The sequence below is a fragment of the Streptomyces saintjeani genome, from assembly GCF_055409605.1.
In genome coordinates, this window is record NZ_CP189624.1 from 3,928,215 (window position 1) to 3,950,550 (window position 22,336).

General features: G+C 72.4%; 17 protein-coding genes and 1 tRNA gene. 6 read left to right on the forward strand and 12 right to left on the reverse strand.

Annotated features, from left to right (window positions below):
- Nucleotides 1–36: 36 nt before the first annotated feature.
- Together ACQCO7_RS17715 and ACQCO7_RS17720 are read right to left on the reverse strand one after the other, a co-directional pair.
- Nucleotides 37–2,238, reverse strand: coding sequence for an MMPL family transporter (locus ACQCO7_RS17715; RefSeq protein ID WP_464072761.1), 2,202 nt, complete (start codon nucleotides 2,236–2,238; stop codon nucleotides 37–39).
- A gap of 192 nt (nucleotides 2,239–2,430) precedes the next feature.
- Entirely contained in the window at nucleotides 2,431–3,033 is a 603-nt protein-coding gene (locus ACQCO7_RS17720) for a TetR/AcrR family transcriptional regulator (RefSeq protein ID WP_464072762.1), read from the reverse strand.
- A gap of 187 nt (nucleotides 3,034–3,220) precedes the next feature.
- Between ACQCO7_RS17720 and ACQCO7_RS17725 the strand changes: the two genes are divergently transcribed.
- Nucleotides 3,221–6,484 (forward strand): S41 family peptidase, encoded by a 3,264-nt coding sequence (locus ACQCO7_RS17725; protein WP_464072763.1) that lies wholly within the window; start codon nucleotides 3,221–3,223, stop codon nucleotides 6,482–6,484.
- A 30-nt stretch (nucleotides 6,485–6,514) separates the two neighbouring features.
- On the opposite strand, the gene ACQCO7_RS17730 is transcribed toward ACQCO7_RS17725, so the two are convergent.
- The 4 genes from ACQCO7_RS17730 to ACQCO7_RS17745 all read right to left on the reverse strand — a co-directional run bounded on the left by ACQCO7_RS17730 (nucleotide 6,515) and on the right by ACQCO7_RS17745 (nucleotide 10,819).
- Nucleotides 6,515–7,408, reverse strand: coding sequence for an aminoglycoside phosphotransferase family protein (locus ACQCO7_RS17730; protein ID WP_464072764.1), 894 nt, complete (start codon nucleotides 7,406–7,408; stop codon nucleotides 6,515–6,517).
- 122 nt (nucleotides 7,409–7,530) lie between these two features.
- Complete coding sequence (locus ACQCO7_RS17735; RefSeq protein ID WP_464072765.1) at nucleotides 7,531–8,418, reverse strand: SDR family oxidoreductase; 888 nt, start codon at nucleotides 8,416–8,418, stop codon at nucleotides 7,531–7,533.
- Nucleotides 8,415–9,281: an alpha/beta fold hydrolase gene (locus ACQCO7_RS17740; protein WP_464072766.1), complete on the reverse strand. Its 867-nt coding sequence runs from the start codon at nucleotides 9,279–9,281 to the stop codon at nucleotides 8,415–8,417. The genes ACQCO7_RS17735 and ACQCO7_RS17740 overlap by 4 nt, the downstream gene beginning before the upstream one ends.
- Nucleotides 9,278–10,819, reverse strand: coding sequence for a flavin-containing monooxygenase (locus tag ACQCO7_RS17745; RefSeq protein ID WP_464072767.1), 1,542 nt, complete (start codon nucleotides 10,817–10,819; stop codon nucleotides 9,278–9,280). Before ACQCO7_RS17745 ends, ACQCO7_RS17740 begins: the two co-directional genes overlap by 4 nt.
- Nucleotides 10,820–10,991: 172 nt before the next feature.
- Here ACQCO7_RS17745 and ACQCO7_RS17750 point away from each other — a divergent pair, with 172 nt between their 5' ends.
- Nucleotides 10,992–11,609 (forward strand): MerR family transcriptional regulator, encoded by a 618-nt coding sequence (locus tag ACQCO7_RS17750; protein ID WP_464077226.1) that lies wholly within the window; start codon nucleotides 10,992–10,994, stop codon nucleotides 11,607–11,609.
- A 46-nt stretch (nucleotides 11,610–11,655) separates the two neighbouring features.
- Here the strand turns inward: ACQCO7_RS17750 and ACQCO7_RS17755 are convergent, their stop codons facing one another.
- Nucleotides 11,656–12,459: an exodeoxyribonuclease III gene (locus ACQCO7_RS17755; protein WP_464072768.1), complete on the reverse strand. Its 804-nt coding sequence runs from the start codon at nucleotides 12,457–12,459 to the stop codon at nucleotides 11,656–11,658.
- A 137-nt stretch (nucleotides 12,460–12,596) separates the two neighbouring features.
- Between ACQCO7_RS17755 and ACQCO7_RS17760 the strand changes: the two genes are divergently transcribed.
- Nucleotides 12,597–13,073, forward strand: coding sequence for a GNAT family N-acetyltransferase (locus ACQCO7_RS17760; protein ID WP_464072769.1), 477 nt, complete (start codon nucleotides 12,597–12,599; stop codon nucleotides 13,071–13,073).
- 253 nt (nucleotides 13,074–13,326) lie between these two features.
- On the opposite strand, the gene ACQCO7_RS17765 is transcribed toward ACQCO7_RS17760, so the two are convergent.
- A complete protein-coding gene (locus ACQCO7_RS17765; protein WP_464072770.1) occupies nucleotides 13,327–13,974 on the reverse strand; it encodes a response regulator transcription factor in 648 nt (215 codons plus the stop codon).
- A gap of 19 nt (nucleotides 13,975–13,993) precedes the next feature.
- Nucleotides 13,994–15,289, reverse strand: coding sequence for a sensor histidine kinase (locus ACQCO7_RS17770; RefSeq protein ID WP_464072771.1), 1,296 nt, complete (start codon nucleotides 15,287–15,289; stop codon nucleotides 13,994–13,996).
- A gap of 133 nt (nucleotides 15,290–15,422) precedes the next feature.
- Between ACQCO7_RS17770 and ACQCO7_RS17775 the strand changes: the two genes are divergently transcribed.
- Nucleotides 15,423–16,232, forward strand: a complete 810-nt coding sequence (locus ACQCO7_RS17775) for an ABC transporter ATP-binding protein (protein WP_464072772.1) — start codon at nucleotides 15,423–15,425, stop codon at nucleotides 16,230–16,232.
- Nucleotides 16,226–18,631, forward strand: coding sequence for an FtsX-like permease family protein (locus ACQCO7_RS17780; protein WP_464072773.1), 2,406 nt, complete (start codon nucleotides 16,226–16,228; stop codon nucleotides 18,629–18,631). The genes ACQCO7_RS17775 and ACQCO7_RS17780 overlap by 7 nt, the downstream gene beginning before the upstream one ends.
- Nucleotides 18,632–18,757: 126 nt before the next feature.
- On the opposite strand, the gene ACQCO7_RS17785 is transcribed toward ACQCO7_RS17780, so the two are convergent.
- Nucleotides 18,758–19,684, reverse strand: coding sequence for a LysR family transcriptional regulator (locus ACQCO7_RS17785; protein WP_464072774.1), 927 nt, complete (start codon nucleotides 19,682–19,684; stop codon nucleotides 18,758–18,760).
- An 84-nt stretch (nucleotides 19,685–19,768) separates the two neighbouring features.
- Here ACQCO7_RS17785 and ACQCO7_RS17790 point away from each other — a divergent pair, with 84 nt between their 5' ends.
- Nucleotides 19,769–20,530 (forward strand): sulfite exporter TauE/SafE family protein, encoded by a 762-nt coding sequence (locus tag ACQCO7_RS17790; protein ID WP_464072775.1) that lies wholly within the window; start codon nucleotides 19,769–19,771, stop codon nucleotides 20,528–20,530.
- A gap of 185 nt (nucleotides 20,531–20,715) precedes the next feature.
- Here ACQCO7_RS17790 and ACQCO7_RS17795 read toward each other — a convergent pair.
- Together ACQCO7_RS17795 and ACQCO7_RS17800 are read right to left on the reverse strand one after the other, a co-directional pair.
- Nucleotides 20,716–20,789: transfer RNA gene (locus ACQCO7_RS17795), tRNA-Ala, on the reverse strand.
- A gap of 96 nt (nucleotides 20,790–20,885) precedes the next feature.
- Nucleotides 20,886–22,175 carry a hypothetical protein gene (locus tag ACQCO7_RS17800; RefSeq protein ID WP_464072776.1) on the reverse strand — a complete coding sequence of 430 codons (1,290 nt, stop codon included), beginning with the start codon at nucleotides 22,173–22,175 and terminating at the stop codon, nucleotides 20,886–20,888.
- Nucleotides 22,176–22,336: the final 161 nt, after the last annotated feature.

A 22,336-nucleotide genomic window follows, 5' to 3' on the forward strand; every position in this document is an offset into this window, starting at 1 on the left:
CCCCGTCCCCACGGACCCTCACCGGCGGCTCAGGGATCAGGCGCGGACGAGCTCCTTGTCGCCTTGCCGGTCGGCGTCGGTGCGCAGCCCCTCGCCCTCGACGTCGACGTTGGGAAGGGCGCGGTCGAGCCACTTCGGCAGCCACCAGGCCCGCTTGCCGAGCAGCGCGAGGACGGCCGGCACGATCGCCATGCGGACGACGAACGCGTCGAAGAAGACGGCGATCGCGAGCCCGAACCCGATCATCTTGATCATGGACTCGGAGGACCCGATGAACCCGGCGAAGACGGCCATCATGATGACGGCGGCGGCGGAGACGACACGGGCCCCGTGCTTGAAACCGGTTACTACCGCTTGCGAGGGCGCCTCGCCGTGGACGTACGCCTCGCGCATCCGGGTCACGAGGAAGACCTCGTAGTCCATGGCGAGTCCGAAGACCACGCCGACCATGAAGATCGGCATCATCGACATGACGGGCCCGGTCTCCTCGACGCCCAACAGCCCTGCCAGCCAACCCCATTGGAAGACGGCGACGACCGCGCCGAGCGCCGCCATGACGGACAGGAGGAAGCCGAGGGCGGCCTTGAGCGGCACGAGGATCGAGCGGAAGACGACGATCAGGAGGAGGAACGCGAGTCCGACGACGAGCACCAGGTACGGGATCAGCGCGTCGTTCAGCTTCTGCGAGACGTCGATGTTCATCGCCGTCACCCCGGTCACCAGCACGGTCGCGTCGGTGTCGGCCTTGATCTCCGTGCCCTTGTCGCGGATCGCGTGGACGAGGTCCTCGGTCTTCACGGACGACGGCTTGGAGCCCGGGATGACGGTGATCGTCGCGGTGTCGCCCGCCTTGTTGGGCGCGGCCGGCGTGACGGTCGTGACGTCCTTCAACTTCTTGATCTCGTCGCCGACTTGGCGGAACGCGGCGTCGGCGTCCTTGCTCCCCTTGGCGTCGACGACGATCATCAGCGGCCCGTTGAACCCGGGCCCGAACCCGTCGGAGAGCGTGTCGTAGGCGCGGCGCTGCGTGGTGGACGTCGGCTGCGATCCGTCGTCGGGCAGCCCGAGTTCGAGCGAGGCGGCCGGTACGGCGACGGCTCCGAGGCCGACAACTCCCAGCACCAGTACGGCAATCGGCCGCCGGACGACGAACTGCGCCCACCGCGTACCCATGTTGGGCTTGCCGGCTTTCTCCGGCTTGTTGCCGCCGAGCATCCTGCTCTTCGCCCCGGCCGGCAGAATCCGCTTCCCGGCGTACCCGAGGAGCGCGGGGATCATGGTCAGCGCGATGAGTACGGCGATGGCGACCGTACCGGCGGCGGCGATGCCCATCTTCGTCAGCATCGGGATGTTGACGACGGCGAGGCCCGCGAGCGCGATGACGACGGTGAGTCCGGCGAAGACGACCGCCGACCCCGCGGTACCGGTCGCGCGTCCGGCGGCCTCCTCGCGGTCGCGTCCCTCGGCGAGTTCGGCGCGGTAGCGGGAGACGATGAACAGCGCGTAGTCGATGCCGACCGCGAGACCGATCATCAGCGCGAGGGTGGACGTCGTCGAGCCGAGGTCAAGTGTGCTGGCCAGGGCGGTGATCGAGGCGACGCCGATGCCGACGCCGATGATCGCGGTGAGCAGCGGGAGCCCGGCGGCGATCAGCGAGCCGAAGGTGATGACGAGGACGACGGCCGCGATGCCGATGCCGATGATCTCGCCGGCGCCGGTGTGCGGGGTGGCCTGGAGGGCGTCGCCGCCGATCTCGACGGTCAGGCCCGCGCTCTTGGCGTGGTCGCCGGCCTCTTCGAGGGCGTCGCGCGAGGAGTCCTTCAACTCCATGCCGGAGACCTTGTACTTGACCGACGCGTAGGCGACCGTACCGTCCTTGCTGACGGCCTTGCCGGTGTACGGGTCGGCGACGGAGACGACCTCGGAGCCGGACTTCAGCTCGGCGACGGTCTTCTCGACGGTCGCCTTGTTCGCGGCGTCGTTCATCGTCTGTCCGGCGGGCGCCTTGAAGACGACGCGGGCGGTGGCGCCGTCGGCGCTCATCCCGGGGAAGCGCTGTTCCAGCAGGTCGAAGGCCCTCTGGGCCTCGGTGCCGGGGATCGAGAAGGAGGTCGTGCCCGCAGCGGGGGCACTGGCGGCGCCGACGCCCGCGAGCGTCAGCAGGGCTATCCAGAGCAGGGCGACGAAATGCCGTCGCCGGAAGGCGAGCCGGCCCAGCTTGTAGAGGAACGTGGCCACGGAGGCGTACTCCCGGTCAGTCGTGGGGTTTTCATGGGCAGGGGTGATCGACCGCGGGGCGGGGAGCGCGCGGTGGGATGCGCGAGGGCAGCGTCGATCGGCCCGACGACGTGAGCGGTGACGTCAGTTGGGGTGTGGGCGTACTGCGGGGAAGGTCAACTCCGAGGCGGGAACCTGGAGTTGGGATTCAGCTCAGACTCTGGGATCGATGCCGAGTGCGGGGAGCACCACGGCGTCCAGGTACGAGATGAGGAATGCCTGGGTGGGCGGCTGGTCGTCGAGCAGCATCCGGGTGGCGAATCCGCCGACCATCATGTGCACCATGAACTCCAGTGCGGGGCAGTCGGCTTGGACCTCGCCCCGGTCGACGGCCCGCTGGATCACCTTTTTGAAATCGGAGAGTTCGGGGTCGACCAACTGCGCCTTGAACGCCGCGCGCAGGTCCTCGTTGTTGTGCATCGCCATGGCGATGCCGCGCATCAGCGCCGAGTTCCGCTCGTGGACGCAGTCGTCCTCCAGCATGATCACCGCGTGCAGGTCGCCCCGCAGGGTGCCGGTGTCGATGTCGTCCGGAGGGGCCGGCTTGCTGTACCGGATGGCCTTGACGACGAGTTCGGCCTTGCCGCCCCACTGGCGGTAGAGCGTGGCCTTGCTGGAGCGGGTGCGGGCGGCGATGGCGTCCATGGTGAGAGCGTCGTAGCCGACCTCGCGGAGCAGGTCGAGGACGGCGTCGTACAGCTCCGCCTCGCGTTCGGGAGTGATCCGACTGCGACGCGCCGTTGCGACCTCAGCCATGACGCCCCTCCATGCTCTCCGCGTTTCTTCCTACGTCCATGAAGATACCCTGAGCAGCAAGCGAAACGAAACGGTTTCGTACGTGTCCTGAGTCACGTGTGTGTGAAACGTGTAAGTGATCGCCTGAATCGCTTGCTCCCCGGCGCCTGAGTTGCTGGCTCCCCGGCGCCGGAAAAGCATAGAAACCGTGAGCTACCTGCGCCTTCCGCATCTCAGCGGTGACCTGCTGTGCTTCGTTGCCGAGGACGACCTCTGGCTGGCCCCCCTCGACGGGCCCGGCCGCGCCTGGCGCCTGACCGTCGACCGTACGAAGACCGGCCACCCCCGCTTCTCCCCGGACGGCTCGGTCATCGCCTGCACGACCTGGCGCAGCCTCGTCCCCGAGATCCACGTAGTACCCGTGTACGGCGGAAGGACCAGGCAGCTCACCTACTGGGGCAGCGCCGACACCCGCGTCTGCGGCTGGACCCCCGAGGGCCGCATCCTCGCCGTCACCTCCCACAGCCAGCCCTTCTCGTACTTCACGTGGGCCTACGACGTACCTCTCAGTGGTGACCCCGGCGGCCCCCTCCCCTGGGGGCCGGTGAGCGACCTCCAGGTCGCCGACCTCGACGGGGAACGGAAGACCCTCCTGCTCACCGGTACGCCGCCGCACGAGCCGGCCGCCTGGAAGCGGTACCGGGGCGGCGCGACGGGCCGCCTCTGGCTCCATGGCCGCCGTCTCCTCCCCGAGGTGGAGGGCCACCTCTCCACCCCCCTCTTCGTCGCCGGGCGCATCGCGTTCCTCTCCGACCACGAGGGCGTCGGCAACCTCTACTCCTGCGCGTACGACGGCTCCGACCTGCGCCGGCACACCGACCACGACGCGTTCTACGCCCGCAACGCCTCGACCGACGGCACCCGGGTGGTCTACCAGTGCGCGGGTGACCTGTGGCTCGTCGAGGATCTGGACGCCGGCTCGCGGCCACGCCGCCTCGACGTACGGCTCGAAGGTCCTCGCGCGGGGCGACGGCCGCATCAGATCCCCGCCGCGCAGCACGTGGACGGCGTCTCGGTGGACGAGACCGGGCGGGCCAGCGCCGTGGTGGTGCGCGGCAGTCTCTACTGGCTGACCCACCGGGACGGGCCCGCGCGGACGATCGCCGATACCCCAGGGGTACGGGTACGACTCCCGGAGATGCTGGGTTCCGGGGGCCGGATCGCGTACGTCACCGATGCGGAGGGGGAGGACGCGGTCGAGATCGCGTACCTCCCCAGAGCCAGTGGGGAACGTCCCCCTCGCAGGCTCGCGTCCGGGGAGGTGGGGCGGGTGCTGGAGCTGGTGTCCGACCCGGAGGGGAAGCGGCTGGCGATCGCTTCGCACGACGGGCGGGTGCTGCTGCTGGATACCTCCGAGGTGGTAGCCGGGGACGACTCCGGGGGTAGCGGGGGTAGCTCTGAGGGTGGAGGTGGGGGTCTTGTCGAGCTGATCCGGTCCGTGAACGGTCCCGTGCGGGATCTCGCGTTCTCCCCGGACGGGGCCTGGCTCGCCTGGTCGCACCCCGGGATCGGGCGCTCGCTGCGGCAGATCAAGCTGGCCCGGATGAAGGACCGGCTGATCGTGGACGTCACCAACGGCCGCTTCGCCGACGAGAATCCGGTCTTCACCCGCGACGGCCGCTACCTCGCGTTCCTGTCCTGGCGCGGCTTCGACCCGGTCTACGACGTCCACACCGGCGACCTCTCCTTCCCGCTGGGCTGCCGCCCCTACCTGGTCCCCCTCTCCTCGGCGACCCCCTCCCCGTTCGCGCTGAGCCCCGACGGGCGCCCGGCGGCGGGCGGACTCGACCCCGTGGAGACCGGGGCCGGCGGCGCGGTGACCGTCGAGGTGGAGGGGCTGGAGAGCAGGGTCACGCCGTTCCCCGTACCCGCCTCGAAGTACTCCGCGCTGTACCCGGTCGCCGGGGGCGGGGTGGTGTGGCTGCGGTGGCCGATCTCCGGCGCGCTGGGCGAGACCTTCGCGAACCCGGACGACACCAGCGAGCGCCCGACCCTCGAACACTTCACCATCACCAAGGCCAAGAAGTCCGAACTCGTCGGACACCTCGACTGGTTCGTGCTCAGCGGCGACGGTACCCGCCTGGTCGTCGTCGACGAGGGCGAGCTACGGGCCGTCCCCTCGGCGGAGCCCGGCGACAGCGACACGACCGTCTGGATCGACCTCCGCCGCATCCTCCACGAGGTCGACCCCGGCGCGGAGTGGCAGCAGTCGTACGAGGAGGCCGGCCGGCTGATCCGCTCCTACTTCTGGGACCCCGGCATGTGCGGTATCGACTGGAACTCGGTGCTGGACCAGTACCGTCCCCTGGTCCAACGGGTCGCCTCCCCCGACGAGTTCGCGGACCTCCTGCGCGAGGTCCTCGGCGAGCTGGGGACCTCCCACGCGTACGTCGCCTCCGCGCGCCGCAACGAGGGACCACCGCACTATCAGCGGCTCCAGGGCCTCCTGGGCGCCAACTTCGTACGCAGAGACAGCAGTTGGGTGCTGTCCCGCATCCTCCCCGGCGACTCGTCCGACTCCAGGGCGCGTTCTCCCCTCGCCGGTACGGGAATTCGGGAGGGGGCGGTGCTGACGCACGTGGACGGACGGGTGGTCGACCCGGTGACCGGGCCCTTTCCGCTGCTCGCGGGGGCGGGCGGTACGACGGTGGAGCTGACGTTCGTGGAGGGCGAGCGGCCTCCCCGCCGGGTCGCTGTCGTGCCGTTGGTCGACGAGCGGCCCCTGCGCTACCAGGACTGGGTGGCCAAACGACGTGACGTCGTACGGGAGTTGAGCGGGGGGCGGTGCGGGTACCTGCACATCCCGGACATGGGCGGGTCGGGGTGGGCGCAGTTCAACCGGGACCTGCGGATGGAGGTGTCGCGGCCGGCGCTCATCGTCGACGTCCGGGGCAACGCGGGTGGCCACATCAGCGAGTTGGTCGTCGAGAAACTGTCCCGCACGATCCTCGGGTGGGACCTCACGCGCAACGCCCAGCCGGTGTCGTACGCGTCGAATGCCCCTCGGGGACCGGTGGTTGCCCTCGCCGACGAGGCGACCTCCTCCGACGGCGACATGATCACCGCCGCGTTCAAGCTCCTCGGGATCGGGCCGGTGGTGGGGCAGCGGACGTGGGGCGGTGTGGTGGGGATGACCGGGCGGCACGAGCTGGGGGACGGCACGGTCATCACCGTGCCGATGAACGCGGCCTGGTTCGACGCGTACGGGTGGTCGGTGGAGAACCGGGGCGTCGATCCCGACATGGAGGCCCTGCGCACGCCGCTGGACTGGGCCGAGGGACGGCACGCGCAGTTGGACGACGCGGTGGGGCTGGCGCTGGAGCTGCTGGAGCGGGGGACGGTGGCGAGTCCGCCGGATCATCGGGGGGTACCGGACCGGTCCCGACCGAAGCTGCCGCCCCGGGAAGGGTGACGCCGGTCCCCCCGTAGTACCGGGGTACCCCTACGCCCCGTGCGCCAGCACCCGCTCCAGGGTCCGGCGGCCCGCCCTCCCCCACGTCGGCTGGCCGCCCGGCAGGCCCTTCTCCCATGCCTGGCCGACGCTGAGCAGGCCGAACGCCGAGAGGACGGCCCAGCCCTGGGCGCGGTGGACGAGCGCCTCGTCGGTGACGCCGTAGGCGCGCAGGAAGGGGTCCGCCGCGCCCTCGGGGAGCAGCTTCCACGCGGCGGCGATGTCGGCGGCCGGGTCGCCGGCGCCCATGTCGCCGAAGTCGATGATCCCGGCGAGGACGCCGTCCGTGACAACGGCGTTGGCGGGGTGGAGGTCCACGTGCACCCAGACCGGCGGGCCGTCCCAACTCGGCGCGGTGACAGCCCTGTTCCACACCTCGCGGATCCGGGGGACGTCGACGATGTCCGCCAGCCTTTCGAGCCCCGCCTCGAACCCGTCCTTGAGCGGGGCGAGTTCACCGCAGCGGCTGGGGTTCGTGGGGGCGTCCTGGGGCGCCGGCTGGTGCAGGGCGCGGAGGAAACCAGCGAGGGCTTCCGCCGAGCGCGGTCCGTCGGTCATCTCGACGCCGTCGGCGGGCTGTCCCGGTACCCAGTCCACGACCGCCCACGGCCGGGGGAACAGCTCACTCGGCTCGCTCAACCGGCGGGGCGTCGGCACGGGCAGCGGCAGCCGCTCGGCCAGCTCCGGGAGCCAGCGGAACTCCTGGGCGAGGAGCGTGGGGGCGCGGTCCGTCATCGGCAGCCGTACCGCCAAGTCCTCGCCGACCCGCCAGAGTTGGTTGTCCCAGCCGGACGCGACGGGACGGATCGGGAGGTCGGCGAGGTCGGGCTGCTGGTCGCGGAGGAGACTGCGGACGAAGGCTTCGTCGGTGTCGGTGCGCTGCATGGTCCGCAGCGTACGTGCCCCCCGTAAGACCTCCGGGGGACCGCCCTTCCTCATACCTCTGAGCTACCTCCGGGCTACCTCCCAGGTACCGCTGGGCTACCTCTGAGGGCCTCCCCCGGCGTTCACCCCTTCCGCGCCCCCGCTCTGGCCGTCTCGTCGGCGGTCCCGCCCGCCCCGACCAGCCCCGTACTCATCCCGGACAGTCGAGGTGCGACGCGGCGCATCTCGCGCGCGCCGACCGAGCCGATCACTCCGGGGAGGTACCCGCGTACACCCTGCATACCGCGCAGCCACCACTGCCCGTAGACGTGGCTGGACCGGCGCTCTATCCCGTCGGCTATGCGCTCGACGGCGGGGCCAAGGGGGTACGTCTTACTGGCGGGCCACGGCAGGCGCTGGCGCAGCTCGCGCATGACGTCGTCCTGGTCGGCGCCGCGCACCATGTCGGTGTCGGTCCAGGAGAGGTAGCCGACGCCGACGCGGACCCCCCGGTAGCCGACCTCGGCGCGCAGGCTGTGCGCGTACGCCTCGACGCCCGACTTGGAGGCGCAGTACGCGCTCATCATCGGCGCCGGGGTGAGCGCGGCGAGGGAGGCGATCTGGAGGAGGTAGCCGCGGCTCTCGATGAGGACCGGCAGGAAGGCGCGGGCGGTGACGGCGGAGCCGATGAGGTTGACCTCGATGACGCGCCGCCACGCGTCGGGGTCGGAGTCCAGGAAGGTGCCCCCGGCGGCGACCCCGGCGTTCGCGACGACGATGTCGACCTTCCCGAACCGTTCCTTCACCTCTTCGGCGACCCGGTTCATGGCGTCCTGGTCGGTGACGTCGGCGTACCAGTGGCCGCTCTCGCCGTGCAGTCGTTCGGAGACCTCCTTGAGTGCCTCGGGTTCGAGGCCGACGAGTGCGACGGTCGCGCCGCGCGCGGAGAGCTTGCGCGCGAGCAGCTCACCGACGCCGCGCGCGGCCCCGGTGATGACGGCGACCTGTCCGTCGAGGCTCACCTTGCTCATGCGCCCTCCTTCAACTGGCTGTAGGCGGTGGTCAGTTCGCGTATCCGCGCGCTCACGAGGTCCGGCGCCTCGACGGGGGTCATGTGGCCGATGCCGTACAGCTCGGTGAGGCCGAGGCAGTTGGGGAGCGCGGCGGCGAGGGCCCGGGCGTGGACGGGTGGGGTGAGGCGGTCGGCGGTGCCGGTGACGATGGCGGTGGGGATGGCCAACTGGCCGACTTGGTCGTCGAGTTCGAGTGATTCGAGGACCCGCGCCCAGGCGTACCGCACCTTCCGGGGGCACGCGTGCACGATCCGCGCGCACTTCTCGACCGCCTCGGGGTCCGAACCGGGTCCCATCGTCGCGTACTTGAGGACCTTCTTGCCGGCGGGGGTGACCGGGCCGAGCGGCGCCTTCGACCCGATGAGCTTCCCGGTGAGCCAGGTCCGCGCGCGCCCGGCCTTGAGGGGGACGACCGTCGACTCGGCGACCAGCCGCGAACTCCCCGTACTGCACAGGAGACTTGCGGCGACGTACTCCCTGAACGCCGGTCGTGTCGCGGCGGCCATCACCGTCATGCCGCCCATCGAGTGACCGGCGACCACCGTCTTCTCGCCGGGCGCGAGGGTGGCGAGCAACACCGCTTCGAGGTCGTCGGCCAGGGCTGTCGTACTGACCGCCGGGCTCGCGGGGGTGCTGCCGTGGCCGCGCAGGTCGTAGGCGATGACGCGGTGGTCGCGGGAGAGGTCGTCGATTTGCGCTTGCCAGAAGGCTGTTGAGCAGGTCCAGCCGTGCACGAGGACGACGGCGGGCGCGATGTCGGGGCCGTGGATCTCGACGTGCAGGGGTGAGCCGTCCTGCGAGGTGGCCGTGATGGTCTTCATGCGGTCACCTCTACGGCGTCGTAACTGCCGCCGTCCTTGGCCGAGTTGGGTTCCTTCGGCTTCTTGGGCCGCCTGAGCACCTCGTACTCGGCCAGGTCGACGCGGCGGGTCGCGCGGCGGAACTCGCTCGTCGTGCCCGGCCACACGGTCGTGTTGCGGCCCTGCGCGTCCAGGTACCAGCTCACGCAGCCGCCGGTGTTCCAGACGGTCCGCTCCATGCGGTCCTGCACGCGCCGGTTCCAGCGGTGCACGGCGCTGGGGCGGGCGTCGAGCGCCACCTCCCCGCCCAGGACGTCGAGTTGGCGCAGATAGTCGGCCATGTAGTTGAGCTGCGACTCGATCATCAGGATCATCGAGGAGTTGCCGAGGCCGGTGTTGGGTCCGATGACCGTCATCCAGTTCGGGAACCCGGCGACCGACGCGCCGCGCAGCGCCTCCATGCCGCCGTGTCCCCAACTCTCCCCGAGCGTAAGGCCGTCGGCACCCACGACGCGGTCGGCGATCGGCATGTCGGTGACGTGGAAGCCGGTGCTGAAGACGATCGCGTCGACCTCCGCCGTACTGCCGTCGGCGGCGACCAGCGTGTTGCCGCGGATCTCGGCGAGGCCGCTCGCGACGACGTCCACGTTGGGCTGCGCGAGCGCCGGGTAGTAGGCGCTGGACAGCAGGATGCGCTTGCAGCCGATGCGGTAGTCGGGCGTCAACTTGGCGCGTAGTTCCGGGTCCTTGACGGCCCTGGCGATGTTCCGCTTGGCCAACTGCTCGACGAAACCTAGTTCGTTGGGGTGTTTGGTGAACGCCTGGACCTGCAACTCCCTCATGCCCCACAGGAGTCCGCGTCGCGCCTTCGTCGTGAAGGGGAGGGTGCGGTGCAGGGCACGTTCGGCGCCGGTGATCGCGCGGTCGACGCGCGGCATGACCCAGGCCGGGGTCCGCTGGAACAACGTCAGTTCGGAGACCAGGGGTTGGATCGCCGGGACGATCTGGATCGCCGACGCGCCCGTGCCGATCACCGCGACGCGCTTGCCGCGCAGGTCGTAGCCGTGGTTCCAGCGCGCGGAGTGGAAGACCTCGCCCGGGAACGTCTCCAGTCCGGGGACGTCCGGCATCTTCGGGTCGGAGAGCGGGCCGGTCGCCGAGACGACCATGTCGGCGGAGAGTTCACCGGACGCGGTCTCGATGTCCCAGCACAGGCGCTCCGTGTTCCACGCCATCCGCTTGACCTCGGAGCCGAACCGCAGGTGCGGCCGGATTCCGAAGACGTCCGCGACCTTCTCCAGGTAGGCGCGGATGTGGCCCTGGCCCGAAAAGGTGCGCGGCCACTCGGCGTTGGGCGCGAAGGAGAAGGAGTACAGGTGCGACGGAACGTCGCAGGCGCATCCCGGATAGGTGTTGTCCCGCCAGGTGCCGCCCACACTGTCCGCCCGCTCCAGGACCACGAAGTCCGTGATCCCCTCCCGCCGCAACCGCACCGCGGCCCCGAGCCCGCCGAACCCGGACCCGACGACCGCCACCCGCACATGCTCGCGTCCGGCCATGGGGACGCCCTCCTTCGCGCGACCGCGCCAGTAATCACTGGCACAGTCGGACTGTAGAGCAGCTCCATACCGATGGGTAGGGGTCGTACGGAGGAAAGTTACCGACGGTACGACATAGGGTCTGGGCGTGGCGGACAGGCAGGACGAGAACTCGGCGAAGCGTGAATACCGCATGGAGGAGCTGGCGTCCCTGGCCGGCATCACCGTGCGGACCCTGCGTTTCTACCGCGAACGCAAGCTCCTCGCGCCGCCCCGCCGCGAGGGCCGCATCGCCTGGTACGACGACCACCACCTCGCCCGCCTGCGCACGATCGCGGCGCTCCTCGAACGCGGCCACACCCTCACCGGCATCGCCGAACTCGCCGAGGCCCTCGACCACGGCCGCGACATCACCGACGTCCTGGGACTCGCCCCCACGGAGGAGGAACCGGTCCGCCTCACCCCCGAGGAACTCGCGGCCCGCTTCGAGGGCCAGACCACCCCGGAGAACCTCGCCGCCGCCCTCTCCCTCGGCTACCTCGGCACCGACGGCGACGAGATCGTCCACATCAGCCGCCGCCTCCTGGACGTCTCCTCCACCCTCGTCCGCGAGGGCATCCCCCTCGCGGACATCCTCGCGGCGGCCCACGAGGTCCGCGCCCACACGGACGCCCTGGCCGACCTCTTCACCACAACCCTCCTCCAGCACCTCCCCCCCGAACACCTCCCCCGCCTGCGCCCCCTGGCCAAGGCGATCTTCGACGCGGAACTGTCCCTGTCCCTGGACCGCCGGCTGCGCGAGGCGGAGTGAGGGCCGGGGTGGCGGCGTTACCCCCTCACGGCGTCCCGGCCGTCCCTCACAGCTCGTACACCACCGTCACCGGCGCATGGTCCGACCACCGCTCCGCGTGCGTCGCCGCCCGCTCGACGTACCCCTTCACCGCCTTGCCGGCGAGCCCCGGCGTCGCGACGTGGTAATCGATGCGCCAGCCCGTGTCGTTGTCGAAGGCGCGCCCCCGGTAGGACCACCAGGTGTACGGCCCCTCGACGTCGGGGTGCAGGGTCCGCATGACGTCGACGTACCCCCCGTTCCCCTCGCCGAAGACCTCGCCCAGCCACTCCCGCTCCTCCGGGAGGAAGCCGGAGTTCTTGGTGTTGCCGCGCCAGTTCTTGAGGTCGGCCTGCTGGTGGGCGATGTTCCAGTCGCCGCAGACGAGGACCTCACGCCCCTCGGCGGCGGCCCGCACCCGCAGCTCCTTGAGGTGTGCGAGGAACTCGTCCATGAACCGGACCTTCTCGTCCTGCCGCTCCGTCCCGACCTCGCCGGAGGGCAGGTAGAGGGAGACGACGGTCACACCGGGAAGGTCGGCCTCGACGTACCGCCCGCTGCCGTCGAACTCCTCCGACCCGAACCCGACCCGCACCGCGTCGGGCTCACGCCGCGTGTAGAGGGAGACCCCGGCCCGCCCCTTCGCGGCGGCCGGCGCGTGCACGACGAACCACCCCTCCGGCGCCCGCACCTCCTCCGGGAGCTGCTTCTCCTCGGCCCGCACCTCCTGGAGGCACAGCACGTCGGCGGAGGTCTCCGCGAGCCACTCCACGAAGCCCTTCTTCGCGGCGGCCCGCAGCCCGTTCACGTTCACGGTGGTCACGGTGAACACAACACTCGCCTCTCGCGTCGCGGCCCCGTGACACCTTCACCCTGGTCACCGTCGGCCCGCGGGAACGATACCGGCACACTGGACCAAGCCCGGATAACCATCCACCTCCCTTTCTGCATAGAAGTACAGTGATCCGCATGAACATACGTCGCCTCTCCTTCGACCACCCCGACGCCGTCAAGCTCAACGACGAGGTCCAGGCCGAGTACCACGAGCGCTACGGCGACGGCGGCGACGCCACCCACCTGGACCCCGCCGACTTCCAGCCGCCCCGGGGCCTCTACCTCATCGCCTACGACGACTCCGACCGTCCCGTCGCCACCGGCGGCTGGCGCAGCCAGGACCAGAACGACGAGGGGTACTCGGACGGCGACGCCGAGCTGAAGCGCATGTTCGTCATCCGCGAGATGCGCGGACTCGGCCTCGCCCGCCGCATCCTCGCCACCCTGGAGGACGACGCCCGCGCCGCCGGCCGTACCCGCATGGTCCTGGAGACCGGCACCGAGCAGCCCGAGGCCATCGCCCTCTACGTCTCCAGCGGCTACGAGCCCTGCCGGAAGTTCGGCTACTACCGCGACTTCGATTCGAGCCGCTGCTACGCGAAGACTCTGTAGCCGACGCTCAGACTGCCGCCGACGGCGCCGACCCGACCGGACCGCCGCCCCATCCGGCGGTCCGCTGCCGCTCTCGCTCTCATCCCGGCCTCACCGCTTCCCGCGTCTCCCTCACCGGCTCCTCCTCTTCCCTTCTGCTCCCTTTTCCGCTCCCGGTTTCCGGCCTGTACCCCTTCATCGTTCCGACCCCGCCGTCCGGTTCACGGATCCGCGGATTCCCCCGAACTTTTTTTCCGCGCACCCCCTCACCCCTTCATCCCCGCAAGAACGCCAGCACCGCCAGCACCCTCCGATGCCCGTCCTCCGCCGGCGGCAGATCCAGCTTCGCGAGGATGGACCCGATGTGCTTCCCCACAGCCGCCTCGGAGACCACCAGCTCCCGGGCGACCGCCGCGTTGGACCGCCCCTCGGCGACCAGCGCCAGCACCTCCTTCTCCCGCGCGGTCAGGCGCGCGAGCGGATCCCGGCGGCGGCGCAGCAACTGCCGGACGACTTCGGGATCGACGACCGTCCCGCCACCCGCGACCTCGGTGAGCGCGGCGACGAACTCCTCGACCTGTCCGACGCGGTCCTTGAGGAGGTAGCCGACGCCGATGCCGTCCCCGGAGTCGAGGAGGTCGGCGGCGTAGGCGTGCTGGACGTACTGGCTGAGCACGAGCACCGGCAGCCCGGCCCGCTCCGCGCGCAGCAGGACGGCGGCGCGCAGCCCCTCGTCCTGGAAGCCGGGCGGCATCCGTACGTCGGTGACGACGACGTCGGGCGCGTGTTCCCGCACCGCCGCGAGCAGTCCGTCCGCGTCCCCGACGGCCGCGACGACCTCGTGCCCGAACCGCGCGAGCAGGGCGCCCAGCCCGTCGCGCAGCAGGACGCTGTCCTCGGCCAGGACGACCCTCAGCCCCACCGGCGTGTCCCCTCCCCCGTCAACGCCCGGCGGCGCAGGGCATCTCGGCCCGCAGCACGGTCGGCCCGCCCGCCGGGCTGGTGAGCGCCAGTCTCCCACCGACCACCGACACCCGGTCGGCGAGCCCGGTGATCCCGGTCCCGCCGGCACTGTCCGCCCCGCCGCGCCCGTCGTCGCCGACCTCCACCACGAGCCGCCCGCCCCGCTGTTCGACCCGTATCCAGGCCCGCCCGGCGCCACTGTGCTTGGCGACGTTGGCGAGCGCCTCCCGGACGACGAAGTACGCGGTGGCCTCGACGGCGTCGGGAAGGCGCCCGGGGAGCGCGCAGTGCGTGTCGACGGGGACGGGCGAGCGGTCGGCGACGTCGGCGACGGCCGCCGGCAGCCCGTGGTCGGCGAGGACCCGGGGGTGGATGCCCTGGATCAGCTCGCGCAGTTCGGCGAGGGCCGCGCCCGCCTCCTCGTGCGCCCGCGCGAGCTGTGCGGCGAGAGGGCTGCCGGGCGGTGCGTCGAGGCGAGCGAGTCCGAGGGCCATGGAGAGGGCGACGAGCCGCTGCTGGGCGCCGTCGTGCAGGTCGCGTTCGATGCGCCGGCGCTCGGCCTCGAAGGCGTCGACCAAGCGGGCCCGGGAGCGGGTGAGTTCGACGACCCGTGCGCCGAGGTCACCCGCGCGCGGGGTGACGAGCAGCCGGGTCAGCGCCCCGCGCGCGCCCGCGGCGACGCCGACGACGTAGAGCCCGGCGGCCAGCAGCACGACGCCGCCCAGGCAGGCGGCGAACGCGGCGGGCCAGCCGGTGACCGTCCACACCTTGAGCACCTTGGTCTCGCGCCCACCCCCGACCGTGCCGAACAGCACCGGCGCGGCGATCATCGTCAGGGGTCCGCCGAGCGCGAGGGCGAGCAGCACCGCTTCGGCCGGCCACCACAGGCAGGCCGTCAGCAGGGCGTGCCCCAGCTCCCGCCAGGTGGCCCGCTCCCGCGCGCGTACGGCCAGCCACCCCCGCAGCCCCGGCACGGCGGGCTCGGCGTGCGCCCCGGGCGCCTCCTCCCGGTCGACGAGCCGCAGCCGGCGCCGCTCCAGTGCGGCGACGGGCAGTCCCGCGAAGGCGAGGCAGCCGAGCAGCGGCAGCCCGACCAGGACGACGGCGAGGACGCTCCCCGCCACCGCCAGCAGGGCCAGCCCCACCAGCACGAAGGCGCCGGTCACCGCGCCCGTCAGCAGGTACAGCACCGCCCGCCACGGCCACGGGGACAGCAGGTACCCCCGTCCGGCCAGGCCCTCCCACACATCGCGCGCACGCTCGTCCCGCCCCATGCGGATCACCGTAGAAGCGCCGCGCCACCCCGGCCATACGGCGGAACCGACCTCCGGGGGTATGCCTGGCCCTACCCCAGGTCTCGCCCCTGCCCCAGCGACCGCGCGCGGGTCGCGGCGGTTTCGTGGAGCCATGACCTCGACGACTCCGCATCCGGACGGCGCCGTGCCCCGCCCCGCCGTCCAGCTGACCTCCGTGACCAGGCGGTACGGCGCCGGCGTGACGGCCCTCGACGACCTCTCCCTCACGCTTCCCGCCGGGTCCTTCACGGCCGTCATGGGGCCGTCCGGCTCGGGCAAGTCGACGCTGCTCCAGTGCGCGGCGGGGCTGGACCGGCCGACATCGGGTTCGGTGCGGATCGACGGCACCGAGCTGACCGGCCTCGGCGAGCGGCGGCTCACGCTGCTGCGGCGCGCGCACATCGGCTTCGTGTTCCAGTCGTTCAACCTGCTGCCGTCCCTGACGGCCGCGCAGAACGTGGCCCTGCCGCTGCGGCTGGCCGGGCGGCGTCCGTCGTCCGCGCGGGTGCGCGAGGCGCTCGCCCGGGTCGGCCTCGCCGACCGCGCGGGCCACCGCCCCGGCGAACTGTCGGGCGGCCAGCAGCAACGCGTCGCCCTTGCGCGGGCGTTGATCACCCGCCCGCGCGTGCTGTTCGGCGACGAACCGACCGGCGCCCTGGACTCGACGACCGGCCGCGAGGTGCTGCGCCTGCTGCGCGGGATGGTCGACGCCGAGGGCCAGACGGTCGTCATGGTGACCCACGATCCGCTGGCCGCGTCGTACGCGGACCGGGTGCTGTTCCTGGTCGACGGTCGTGTGCACGGCGAGCTGGCGGGCGCGGGGGCGGAGACGATCGCGGCGCGGATGGCGGGGCTGACGGCGGGGACGCGCCCAAGCTCTCAAGACGCCCCCGGAGCCCGCCAGGAGGCCCTCCCGTGCTGAGCCTCACCCTCTCCGGCCTGCGCACGCGCTGGGTGACCTTCCTCGGCGCCTTCGTCGCCCTCACCCCCGCCGTGGCCCTCCTCGTCGTCATGGGACAGGCGCTGGCCGCCACCCTCCAGGCGCCCGCGCCCGTCCCCGAGCGCTTCGCGTCCGCGCCCGTGGTGGTCCGCGCCCAGGACACCCTGCGCGTCCCCACGCCGACCGGTGTCCGCACCGCCGAGCTCGCCATCCCGCACCCCCTCTCCGCCGAAACCCTCACCGCCCTGCGCACCGTCGGCCCCGTCACCGAGGACCGCTCCTTCCCGGTCCCCGTCACCGGCGGCCCCACCGACCTCGTCGGCCACCCCTGGTCGACAGCACGTTTCGCCTCGTACTACCTCAACGAGGGGCATCCGCCGCAAAGTTCCCACGAAGTCGTGGCAACCGGCGGCTGGGCCGCCCTGGGCTCCCGACTCCGCACGCCCCACGGCTCGTTCAGGGTCGTCGGGATCGCGGAAGCCCTCGGTTTCGAGCGCGCAATCTTCTTCACGGACCCCCAGGCAGCCGCCCTCGCCCCACAGACCGTCCAAGCGGCCGTCGAGGCCGACGCGACAGCCGTACGCGCCGCGCTCACGGGTACGGACGTCCAAGTGCTGACCGGCGCCGCGCGGGCCGAAGCCGACCCGGACACCGGCCGGCAGGCGGAGCGACTGACGGGTCTGAACGCCCTGTTCGGGACGGCGGGCGGGGTCACGGCGTTCGTGTCGGTCTTCGTCGTGGCCTCCACGTTCGCCTTCACGGTCGCCGGGCGGCGCCGCGAGTTCGGCCTGTTGCGCATGGCGGGCGCGACGCCGGGCCAGGTCCGGCGGACGGTCCTCGCGGAGGCCCTGCTGATCGGCGTCCTGGCGTCGGCGGCGGGCTGCGCGCTCGGCGCGTACGCGGCACCGTACGCGGGCGCCTTGGTGGTCGACGCCGGTCTCGCCCCCGCGTGGTTCGCCGTGGGAGGCCGGACCTGGCCGTACCACGTGGCGTTCTGGACGGGCCTGGCGGTCGCTCTGAGCGGTGCCGTCGCCGCGTCCTGGCGCGCGGGCCGCACCGCCCCGTCGCAGGCCCTGCGCGAGGCGTCCGTCGACACGGACACCCTGCCCCGGGGACGCCGGCTCTGCGGGGCGGCTCTGCTGCTGACGGCGGTCGCGACCCTCGCGTACGCGCTGCTGACCGATCCGGGCGACCTGCTGCACCGCAAGACGTACATCAGCCGCCCCATGCTCCTGATCACGGCGGTGGCCCTGCTGTCCCCCGCGCTGATCCGCCCCCTGGTCCGGCTGCTCTCCTGGCCGGTGACCCGCTTCCGGGGCGCTGTGGGCCTCCTCGCGCGCGAGAACGCGTCCACCGCGCTGCGCCGCACCGCCTCCCTCGCGGCGCCCGTCCTGGTCACCGTCGCCCTGTCGGGCTCCCTCCTGGGCGCGCCCGCGACCCTCGCGGAGGCCCGCGCGCGTGAGGCGCGCCAGCAGACGGCCGCCGACTTCGTGGCCCTGCCCTCGGACCCGGCCTCCGTCGCGCGCCTGAGGGACGTCCCGGGAGCCGACGTGTCCGCCTCCTCCCCCACGGTCCTGCACACCCTGGAGGACGGCGTCGCCCTGGTGAAGTCCGAGGCCCACGCGGTCGATCCGGCCCTGCTGTCCGCCACCGCGCGCCTGCCGGTGACCGCCGGGCGGATCACCGACCTCGACGACCGCTCGATCGTCGTCACCGAGGAGTGGGCCCGCCACAGGGTCGGCGACAAGGTCCGCGTATGGCTGGCGGACGGCACGCCCCGGACCCTGCGGATCGCCGCCGTCCTGGCCGTCGGCACGGGCGCGGGCGGCGCGTACGTCACACCGGCGAACGCCCCCGGGGCGAGGGTCGACCGCGTCGACGTACGCGTGCGCGCGGGGGCCGACCGTACGGCGGTGGAGTCGGCGCTGCGCGCGGTGGACGGCGTACGGCTGCTCACGAAGGACCAGTGGGTGACGGCCGGTCGCCCGGCCTCGAACCGTGCCGCGCGCGTGGGGGTCTTCCTCGTCCTGGGGATCGCCGTGCTCTACACGGCCGTCGCTCTGGTCAACACCCTGTTGATGGCCGCCTCCGGCCGGGGCCGCGAGTTGGAGTCCCTGCGGCTGACCGGCGCGACGCGCGCCCAACTCCTGCGCCTCACCGCCCTGGAGGCCCTGATCGTCGTCATCGCGGGGGCGTTCCTGGGCCTCCTGGTGACACTCGTCGACCTCTCCGGGATGAGCGCCGCGCTCGGCCTGCTCTCCGCCCCGCCGACCCTGTCCCCGCCCTGGGCGGCACTCGGTGCGGCCACCGCCGTCTGCGCGCTGCTCGCGGTCGCCGCGTCGACGACGGCACTGGCCGCACGGTCGGACCAGAAGCCGTGACGGGCTGAAACAGGAACCGCGACAGCCCGAGCCGGAAGCCGTGCCGGGCCTGGGCGGATGCCCTCACAGGTCGGGCCGGAACCCGTACAGCGCCGGCCGAGCCGAGCCCGGAGCCGTACGGGTCCTTCAGACGCCCTCAGCGGCCGTCTGAGCCCCCGCTGACGGCTCTGCCAGGGCCGCACGCCTCAAATGATCCGCAAGGGCCGTGACGGCCGCCTGCGGCCCGTCCTTGACGCCCCAGGCCAGCAGATGGTGCCGACGGGCCCAGGGGTCCTGGAGTTCGCACACGTCCAGCGGCCGACCCGGATCGAGAGCCCGGCGCGGGACGACCGCGAGGCCGACACCACCGGCGGCGAGCGCGACCTGGACGTTCAGGCTCGCGACGGTCGTCCGGTACCGCACCACCGGCGCGCGCTCCCCGAGGCGCCGTTCGATCCAGCGGCGCAGCGACGAACTCTCGTCGAGCCCGACGAGCGGGTGCTCAGCGACCTCGCCGTACGACAGGGCCGTACGCCCGGAGAGGATTCCTCCGGCCTGGCCGATCACGACGAGGGAGTCGTCGCCCAGCGGCTCGGTCCGCAGCCCGCAGTCCCGGGCCTCGGCATCCAGGACGACCCCCAGGTCCGCCTGTCCGTCGGCGAGCCCGCGCACGGTCCCCGGGGTGGAGCTCTCGCGGACCGTGACGTCGACGTCCGGGTGCGCGCGCAGGAACGTCACCAGGGCGCGCGGCACGAGCCGGTGCATGGCCGAGCCGCCGCCCAGCAGGACCAGCGGGGCCGTGGGCGAGCGGCTGTAGCTGGCGACGGCGCTCTCCAGACGCGCGGTCCGGTCGAGGACGTCGCGCGCGTGCCGGGCGAGCGTCGTGCCCGCCGGGGTGGGCCGTACGCCGCGCCGTCCGCGCACCAGGAGCGGCACGCCGGCCTGCCGCTCCAACGCGCGTACGCGCGCGCTGGCCGACGGGAGGCTCAGGTGCATCCGCCGGGCGCCTGCCGTGATCGACCCCTCCGTCACGGTGTGGAGGAAGAGCCGCAGGTCGTCCAGGTCGTAGCGCACGGCTCTGAGCCTATGGCCGTGCCTGAGGCAGGATGAGTCGATCACGCATTGTGGGCGCGCCGGTCGTACGGGGATGCTCGTCGAATGTCCGAGTTGCTGCTCGTCCTGCTGGCCGGTGTCGCCTCCGGCGCCCTGAACGCCATAGGGGGCGGCGGTACGTTCGTCGCGCTGCCCGCCCTCGTCGCCCTCGGCGTGCCGCCGGTCACCGCGAACGCGGTGTCCCGGGTCGCGCTCGTCCCCGGCTCGGTGGCGAGCGCGTGGGTGTACCGGCGGGAGATCGAGCAGGTCAAAGGGGTCGCCACGCGGACGCTGACGGCGATCAGCGTCGTCGGCGGCCTGGTCGGCGCGGGTCTCCTGCTGGCGCTCCCTGCCTCGTCCTTCGACGCGGCGGTGCCCTGGCTGCTGGCCTTCGCGACGGTGACCCTGGCCTGCGGCCCCCGCCTCTCCCGCGCACTCGCCGCCTCGCGCGGGCGCACGGCCCTGCTGTCCCCGCCCGCCCTGCTGACGGGCCAGTTCCTGCTCGGTGTGTACGGCGGATACTTCGGCGGAGCCGTAGGCATCATGATGATGGCCCTGTGGAGCGTCGGTGCGGGTCTCGACGCGGCGACCGGCAATCCGATGCGTACGGCGCAGGTGACGGCCGTCTATCTGAGCGCGACGGTCCTGTTCCTCACCGCCTCCGACGCGCTGAGCGCCCCGCGCCATCTGACGGCACTCCTCGCGGGCGCGGTGATCGGCGGCTTCGCCGGTGCGCATCTGGGCCGCCGTATGCCGTCCCGGCTGCTCCAGGGCGTCGTCCTGACCACAGCGGCGGCCATGACGGTCCTGTACTTCCTGCGCGGGTGATAGAGAGCCGGCCCGATGACCAACTACGGCGCCCTGAAGCCCTCGACGCGCCCCGGACGCCCAACTCCCGCCCCATCCGGACTCCGACGCCCCGTCAGCCGGGACCGTCCGGGTAAAACAGAAGACCCCATCCAACTGGATGGGGTCTTCTCAACCGCTCTCGCGTAGCGAGCAGTTGTTGCGGGTGGACCTGTGGGGATTTGAACCCCAGACCCCCTCGATGCGAACGAGGTGCGCTACCAGACTGCGCCACAGGCCCTTGCAACGAGTGAAACTCTAGCACCCTCATCGCCCTGCTCGGAAATCCGTCCCCCAGGGGGAGCCGGGGCCCGGTCGCAGGTCACGGGGTGGACGGTCATTCGTTGGCCGCGCGCGGGCGGTCGCCGTCCTCGTACTGGTCGAACAGGGGCGTGCGCCCGCGTTCGCGGGAGCGGCGGGCCGAGGCGGCACGGCGGGCGTCGGAGCGTTCGCCGTCGTCCGCGCGCGCGGGATCGTCGTCGGCCGTGGACTCGGAGGGAGCCGTCCCGTCCTCCGCTTCGTGGTCCGGGGCGACCGCGCTGGAGCGGGCGGAGCTCCAGGTGTCCGGGGCGCCGAGGTCGACGTCGGACGTCGCGCGCGGGGCGACGGGAGCGGTGACGTACGTCGGCAGGGGCACGGGTACGGGGTCCCAGCTGTCGCCGTGGTCGGGACGGCGCTGGCGCTCGCGCTGCTGGTCGACCCACTCGGCGTGGTCGGTCTGCTCGACGAGCGCGCGGCGGTCGGCGGCCAGGGCGAGCAGACCGGGGTCCTCGGGCTCGGCCACCGGTTCGGGCTCCTCTGCGGGGACGTCGAACGCCTCCGTGGACACCGAGGCGGACGCGCGGCGGTGCGGCTGGCGGACGCGCTCCTTGAGGCGCTGTGCGGCGACCTCCGCGCGCTGGCGGTCCATCTGGACGGCGAAGCGGCGGTGCTCCTGGGAGCGCAGGTAGGCGATGTACGCGCTGAGCAGCACGGCGGGCACACCCGGCGCCCAGAGGAACGCGAGTCCCCCCACGGCGGCGATGACCGCGCCGAAGGTGAAGGCGAGGAAGAGCAGGACCGTGGTGCGGCGGCGGCGCGCGAGGGCCTTCGAGCGCTGCGCGCGCTCGGTCGTCCGGCCGGTGGCGCGCTCGGAGGGCGTGCGCCGGGCGCCGGGTACGCGCTGCTGGGCGGGGGCGGAGTGCCCCTCACGGGAGTCCCGCGCATCCCGGGAATCCCGCGAAACGTTCACCTCGCGCGCGGGATGCGCCTCCCGTGCGGCGCCCGCGTCCCGCGCCGGATTCTCCCGCCCGTGGTACGCCTCGCGCGCGTGCGCGCCGTCGGCGTCCTGCGCGGAGTGCCCCTGCGGGCGCCCCGGAGGCATGGCGAAGGCCCGGACGTCCACCGGTTCGGTGGCGACGTCCAGGGCGTCGTCGTCGGGCTCCCCCGCCTCGGCGGAGCGGGTCCTCAGGTCCCGGGCGTACCGGCGCTCCATCCCCGCCCGGCCGGACAGCAACCGGATGGCTGTGCTGAAGCGTTCCGTCGGACGGGCCTCGTTCAGCTCGTCCTGCCTACGGAGCCACATCGGCACCAAGTAGGCGGCCCAGGCCCCGACAATGACTGCGTAGATGAGGCCGCTGCTGCTCACGCTTCACACCGTAGAGGGATTTGGTTGAGGCCATCCGCCAATTGGGCCGGTGTGTCGCACGATCCGGCTGATATTTCGAGCTTTTTTTGTGACCGATGCGATCAGCGGACCACATCGGACCGGAACTTCAGCGTTTCGAGGCGGTCATCGTCCGATCATTT

What these genes read in the sequence shown, in the direction of transcription:
- ACQCO7_RS17720 (WP_464072762.1), bottom strand. Translation starts at nt 3,033, where the DNA reads ATGGCTGAGGTCGCAACGGCGCGTCGCAGTCGGATCACTCCCGAACGC.
- ACQCO7_RS17730 (WP_464072764.1), bottom strand. Translation starts at nt 7,408, where the DNA reads ATGCAGCGCACCGACACCGACGAAGCCTTCGTCCGCAGTCTCCTCCGC.
- ACQCO7_RS17735 (WP_464072765.1), bottom strand. Translation starts at nt 8,418, where the DNA reads ATGAGCAAGGTGAGCCTCGACGGACAGGTCGCCGTCATCACCGGGGCC.
- ACQCO7_RS17740 (WP_464072766.1), bottom strand. Translation starts at nt 9,281, where the DNA reads ATGAAGACCATCACGGCCACCTCGCAGGACGGCTCACCCCTGCACGTC.
- ACQCO7_RS17745 (WP_464072767.1), bottom strand. Translation starts at nt 10,819, where the DNA reads ATGGCCGGACGCGAGCATGTGCGGGTGGCGGTCGTCGGGTCCGGGTTC.
- ACQCO7_RS17750 (WP_464077226.1), top strand. Translation starts at nt 10,992, where the DNA reads ATGGAGGAGCTGGCGTCCCTGGCCGGCATCACCGTGCGGACCCTGCGT.
- ACQCO7_RS17760 (WP_464072769.1), top strand. Translation starts at nt 12,597, where the DNA reads ATGAACATACGTCGCCTCTCCTTCGACCACCCCGACGCCGTCAAGCTC.
- ACQCO7_RS17770 (WP_464072771.1), bottom strand. Translation starts at nt 15,289, where the DNA reads ATGGGGCGGGACGAGCGTGCGCGCGATGTGTGGGAGGGCCTGGCCGGA.
- ACQCO7_RS17775 (WP_464072772.1), top strand. Translation starts at nt 15,423, where the DNA reads ATGACCTCGACGACTCCGCATCCGGACGGCGCCGTGCCCCGCCCCGCC.
- ACQCO7_RS17790 (WP_464072775.1), top strand. Translation starts at nt 19,769, where the DNA reads ATGTCCGAGTTGCTGCTCGTCCTGCTGGCCGGTGTCGCCTCCGGCGCC.